The organism is Sphingomonas oligophenolica (assembly GCF_039522915.1).
GTDB classification, from domain to species: domain Bacteria; phylum Pseudomonadota; class Alphaproteobacteria; order Sphingomonadales; family Sphingomonadaceae; genus Sphingomonas; species Sphingomonas oligophenolica.
In genome coordinates, this window is sequence record NZ_BAAAEH010000015.1 from 1 (window position 1) to 5,498 (window position 5,498).

The following is a 5,498-nucleotide window of genomic DNA, read 5'->3' on the forward strand; positions in this document are numbered from 1 at the left end:
CGCTTGCTCCCGTCGTTCACACAGGAGCAACATACAATGTATCTTACTTCAGTTCCAGATGACTAGCTGTCCTCGTCCTTTTGCGCAGCGGCCGGCGGACAGCCGATCCGCGTCTTGCGCTTCACCGCAGTCGTCGCGAACTCGGAGGCATTCATCGCGCCCGACTTGTCCTTGTCGGCCGCGGCGAATTTGGTTTCGGCTTTCACTGCCCATTCGTCGAACGAGAGCACCCCATCATGGTTCACGTCGAGCTTGGCATAGGCCTTGCGGCGCTGGGCGAGATATTCCTCGCGCGTGACCGAGCCGTTGCGGTCCTTGTCGTAGCGGTCGAAACGCTTCTGCTCGCGGGTGCGGTCGGTCGCCTCGGGGGCCGCGTCGGGCAAGGGGGTCTCCTGCGCGACGGCGGCCTGGGGCCGGGCGGCAACCGGTGACGGCGGGCGCGCCCGACTGTTGAACAGCAATATCCCCGCGGTGGCCAGCAACAATGCCGCAACCCCGCCCGCAACATAACGCCACATCGCGCTTCCCCCCTCTCTGTCGATGCGGAAAGCTATCGCCTTTGATCGGGCTGCGAAAGCCTATCGTCCGGTGACACGATGAAACAACAATCGCCCGACCCGACGCGGCGCGCCGGCCGGCAATGGCTGATCGAGCGGCACCGCGAGATTCATCCGCGCGATATGCGCAAGAGCGCCGAGCGGGCGCCCGGCCCGGCTCCAGCGAACCCCCGTCGCTTCGCTGAGTGGCGCTTCGGCCAGCGCCAGGGCCCGGCCGGCCGCGGACGGATCGCTCAGGTGCCGCGCCAGATCGGCCAGCGCCCACCCCTCTCCCGCGCGTGCAACCGGATCGTCCCGGCCCGCGCCGATCAGCGCGCCCGCCATGGCGAAGAGCGCCGCGCCCCGTGCGCCCGCGTGGCGCATGATCGCCTTGTCATCGAGCGGCTCACCATCGAGAAGCTCTTCCCAGCCATCTATCATTCCGGCGAGCCGAGCGCCGGTTATGCCCTGCGGCACAACATCACCTGCAAGCGCCCGGAGGATCGGCTCGGCGGGCGGCGACGCGGTGTCGAGCGCAGTCAGCGCGTCGTGCCACCAGGTCAGCCGCATCTGGCCGACGATCGGCTCGCGCGTCGTCCGCAAAACCTGGGCGAGAGTTGTGTCCAGCAGGAACAGGGCCTGCACGCCCGACCGCGCCGCTTCCGATACATATTGTAGTGCGAGATTGGCCTCCGGATCCCGGCTCTGGGTCATGTCGCTCATGAACAACTCGAGCGGGGCAACGGTGAATCGCGCGGTAACCATGTCGCTTGAATCAGGATTATCCCTTTATCCCCCCATAGGCGGCCCAATGGGCATTGCTCCAGTTGGGTGGGGCAAGTAAATGCCGGAAAGAAAGAAGAGCCAAGTGATGCCGCGCGCCTCATGAGCGTTTTGGCTCGGGACGTCCGAGTCAACACCCTTGCGCTTATGGCGATGGCGCTGATCCCGCTCGCCGGGCTCGTCGGTGGCCGTATCGACATCACCCGGGGTCTACATCACGAAGCAGCGACTGCAACATGCCTGTGACGGGGGCGCGCTCGCAAGGCGAAGCTCGGTCGCCCCAGTACGCCACTGCGCGCCAACCATCCCCACCGGCGCTACCGGCCGTTTACGAAATCTCAACGCTGACCGTGAATAATAGCGTGGAGGGGGACTCTCGTGGCGATTTTGCGCAGTATCACTTGTTCACTGAGGGCGGCCCGCCGATTCAGCACGAACCTGTGGAAAAACCATGAGGGTATGGCCGTCATGGAGTTCGCCATAATCGGACCTGCCTTCCTCGCGCTGTTGTTCGCGATTTTGTACACGATGTTCATCTACCTGGCGCAACAGATGCTGGAAACCGCGGCCCAGAGCGCAGGGCGCCTGCTGCTGACCGGCTCGGCTCAAACGACGCAGCTGGCCAATGGTCACGTCGGCATGTCAGCGAGCGACTTTAAGAATGCCATCTGTAATGGCGTTTCCGGCACGGATGCTAATGGCCAGACTGTCACTATTCCCCCGCTGTTGCCGTCGATGCTCTCCTGCTCTCGGCTCACGGTCAACGTTACCACCGCAAACACCTACAACGTAGGCAGTACCTCTTCGCCGACATTCACCTATGACAGCAGTGGCGTACTGACCTCAACGGGCACGGGCTACACATACCAGTCGAACGGCGCCGGTCAAAATCACATCATCGTCCTGCAACTGATCTACCTGTGGCCGACAGGAAAAGGACCGCTGGGTCTGAACATGATAGATCAGCCTAATGCAAATCACAAACTTGTGGCAACGTCGGTGTTCACGACTGAGGCCTATTCATGCAGCACGTCGCAGACCTCATGCTGAAGCGCTTCGTAAAGGACGCTCGCGGAGCGGTGATCGTGGAATTCGCATTCTGCGTGCCTGTGCTTGTGCTTTTGTACACCGGCGGATGCAGCTTGTCGGATATGATCGCCTGCAACCGCAAGGTCACCATCGCGACCCGTTCGCTGGTCGACCTCGTCAGCCGAACCATCTCTCCGACGATCATCTACAACGACCCAGCGAGCGCCAACGCAAAATCGTACCTCAGTGCCAGTGGGGTCGTCCTGACGCCTTATAAGCTCAATAAGGCGACCCAGCAGATTTCGCTGCTCAGGATCTGCGATGCCGCACATGCCTATGTCGTCTGGACCCAGGCCCAGACACAGAACGTCGATGGCAGCGTCGTTACTACTACAGCCTCGGATCAAACAGCGGGCACGCTCCCGACGAATCAGGCACAGTCGGCCAACACCGTCGTCTCCATCCCAAGTAACATGATCACCTCTACGATGGTGCCGACCTCGCCGGACGGATCGAATGTATGCGGGAACCTTGCCCCGGGTACCAGCACCAAGACCCAGGTCGGCACGGCCGGGGGTTGGCTGTATATGGGCAAGATCACTTACAACTTCACGCCCGTGGTCAGCTTTATCCCCATCGCGACTACACCGTTGACCCACACCATCTACATGGTTCCTCGCCTTTACTAGGTGCATATATGTTGAAGAAACTCCTCGCTTTCGGGTCTTCATCCGCATTGGCCAGGCTCCTTGTGCGGCTAAAAGCCGATCAGAGAGGCGGGGTCCTGATGATAACGGGGTTTGCGATCGTTCCGCTGACCTTCGCAGTCGGCTTCGGGATCGACTATTCCCGCGCCATGAGTCTCCAGACTCACTTAAATGCCGCTGCCGACGCTGCCGCGCTGGCGGCTGTTGGACCGTCGATGATCCTTCAGTCGCGCGACACATCGCAATCCGCCGCGACGGCCATGTTCAACGCGCAGGCCGCTCTGTTGACGGGTTACCAGGATCTGCAGATGACTCCCACAATCACGGAGGGTACCTCCGGGAGCAGCGGCGCTCTGGGCTATCTTCGGAAGGCCACCGTCAGCTATACAGTCAAGTCGATCAACGTGTTTGGCGGAATCCTTGGGGCCCCCACCCTGACAGTGAGCGGCAAATCCACGGCGAGCGCCGCGCAACCGCCCAACGTCGATTTTTACCTGGCGATGGACAATTCGCCCTCGATGCTGCTGCCCGCGACCTCGGATGGAGTCAGCAAGATCATCGAGGCGACGAAATCCCCTTGGAAGCCAAACGGCTGCGCCTTTGCATGTCATGCGCAGATGGCTAAACAAGACAGTATCTACGTCAGAGATCCGCAAACCCGTCATATCCTATTGTCGACGGGCTATTATACGTCCGGCTCATCAAAACAAAATATCTATTATCGGTGGGATTCATCAGCAAACCTGGTCTATGACAGCTCAGGCAACCTCATGACCTCCTCCTCGACGTCGGTCTCGGGACCGACGAGGACGACGTCCGGAAGCGGAAGCACCCTGAAGTACATCGACACGACGGTGACAACCGTGTCGGTCACTACGTATACAGTCACCGACAGCAGTACCGGTCCGGCGACCGTCTACAAGAAGGTGACTTCGACGCCGACTACCAAAACGGTGACCACGCCTGCCAGCGGCGGCGCCTCGACCACCACCACGTCCACCGGCACCGCCACCACGACCAATACAGTCTACGACACTGGATACTGGGCCGATGGGTACTGGCTCACTCATAACTATGGGCAGATCTATGGCAGCCCTTCAAGCATTGTCTTGCGCAAGGATGAGGTCGTATCGGCGGCATCGCAGCTGATCCCATTCGCTTCCAACCAAGCTGCCCAATACCAAATCACCTACCAGGCGCAGATGTTTTCTTTCGACTGGACGCGATCTGGCGGCTCCTCGCCCGTCAAGACTCTAAATAGCCTGACAAACGTCGCCTCGTACGGCACTGGCTTTTCGGCGGCCTCCTTGTTCCCGGCAGACGACTATTGGTGGTCGAACTCGCAACCCACCAGCAGCACCAACAACGACGACAAGTCTACCGAAATAACCAACATGCTCACGACCATGAAAAACATCATCCCCACGGCAGGAACGGGCGCTCCAGGAGCGACACCGCAAAAGATACTCTTCATCGTCACCGACGGTATGCTTGACCAGCCGAACGGCAGCGGCCGCTATTTCGGTCCGATGCAGAGTGGCGACCTGACTCAATGCACGGCCATCAAGGCTAAGGGAATCAAGATCGCCATCCTCTATACGCAATACCTTCCAGAGTCGCTCGCCGGCGACCCCTGGTCTCAGACGAACGTCGCTCCGTTTCTGCCGGCTCCCCCCTCTCCGTATCCGGCAGGGAATGCGGGGAGTAGCGATCGGGTCCTCACCGCGCTGCAGAGCTGCGCATCCTCCGGCACCGACGGGTCGCCGCTGGTTCAGACCGTAACGGCCAATGACAACATTACCACTGCTCTCCAGCAACTATTCTCCACTGCCCTCCAATCAGCTCGACTGGTTCAATAATGGTTGGAACTCTATTGGGCTGGAGCGGGGTGCGTGAAGCCTGATCCGGCGATCAGGAATGGGTCGGTTCGATTCAATCCTGGGGGAAAGTGTGGAAAGAGCGTGGGCGGTGGGATACTGTCCTCGGCATTGCGGCCCGAGTGTGGGCCGTCATCGTCGCTCCCATTCCTTGGGGCGAAAGCTCTTGATAGACGCCCAAGCCTCGATCAGCGTCCCATCCACCGAGAAATGATCGCTCGAGATCAGCCGCTTCACCTTGGGCTGCGCCAGGATCGCCCGCAGGAACTTGGCGGTAATCTCGCCACCGAGCAGGCGGTCCCGGTTGGTGCTGAAGCTCGAATGATCCCACACCGACTCATCGATACCCAGCCCGACAAACCAGCGGAACAAAAGGTCGAACTCGATCCGCTCCATCAACTGGCGCTCCGAGCGTATCCCGTAAAACGCCTGCAGCAGCATCGCCCGCAGCAACCTCTCGGGCGGGATCGAGGGTCGCCCAAGCCGACGCGAATAAAGCGTAAGCGCTAAAACACCCCCACGAGGGGCCTCATGCGGCTTTGGCGATCTCGGGATGTGCGGCGGCG

At 60.6% G+C, this 5,498-nt stretch carries 5 protein-coding genes and 1 pseudogene; 3 read left to right on the plus strand and 3 right to left on the minus strand.

What is annotated here, in order from left to right; translation table 11 throughout:
* Nucleotides 1-62: 62 nt before the first annotated feature.
* Together ABD050_RS09040 and ABD050_RS09045 are read right to left on the minus strand one after the other, a co-directional pair.
* Nucleotides 63-518 carry an EF-hand domain-containing protein gene (locus ABD050_RS09040; RefSeq protein WP_343888960.1) on the minus strand — a complete coding sequence of 152 codons (456 nt, stop codon included), beginning with the start codon at nt 516-518 and terminating at the stop codon, nt 63-65.
* A 60-nt stretch (nt 519-578) separates the two neighbouring features.
* The gene (locus ABD050_RS09045; RefSeq protein WP_343888961.1) at nt 579-1,259 is read right to left on the minus strand and encodes a squalene/phytoene synthase family protein; all 681 of its coding nucleotides are present in this window, start codon (nt 1,257-1,259) and stop codon (nt 579-581) included.
* A 438-nt stretch (nt 1,260-1,697) separates the two neighbouring features.
* Here ABD050_RS09045 and ABD050_RS09050 point away from each other — a divergent pair, with 438 nt between their 5' ends.
* From ABD050_RS09050 to ABD050_RS09060, 3 genes are read left to right on the plus strand one after another with little or no spacing between them, the layout of a single operon-like run.
* Nucleotides 1,698-2,369 carry a TadE/TadG family type IV pilus assembly protein gene (locus tag ABD050_RS09050; protein ID WP_343888962.1) on the plus strand — a complete coding sequence of 224 codons (672 nt, stop codon included), beginning with the start codon at nt 1,698-1,700 and terminating at the stop codon, nt 2,367-2,369.
* Nucleotides 2,342-3,037: a TadE/TadG family type IV pilus assembly protein gene (locus ABD050_RS09055; protein ID WP_343888963.1), complete on the plus strand. Its 696-nt coding sequence runs from the start codon at nt 2,342-2,344 to the stop codon at nt 3,035-3,037. The genes ABD050_RS09050 and ABD050_RS09055 overlap by 28 nt, the downstream gene beginning before the upstream one ends.
* 8 nt (nt 3,038-3,045) lie before the next feature.
* Nucleotides 3,046-4,914: a TadE/TadG family type IV pilus assembly protein gene (locus tag ABD050_RS09060; protein WP_343888964.1), complete on the plus strand. Its 1,869-nt coding sequence runs from the start codon at nt 3,046-3,048 to the stop codon at nt 4,912-4,914.
* Between the two features lie 165 nt (nt 4,915-5,079).
* Here the strand turns inward: ABD050_RS09060 and ABD050_RS09065 are convergent.
* A pseudogene (locus ABD050_RS09065) lies at nt 5,080-5,430 on the minus strand (transposase); the annotation flags it as partial.
* Nucleotides 5,431-5,498: the final 68 nt, after the last annotated feature.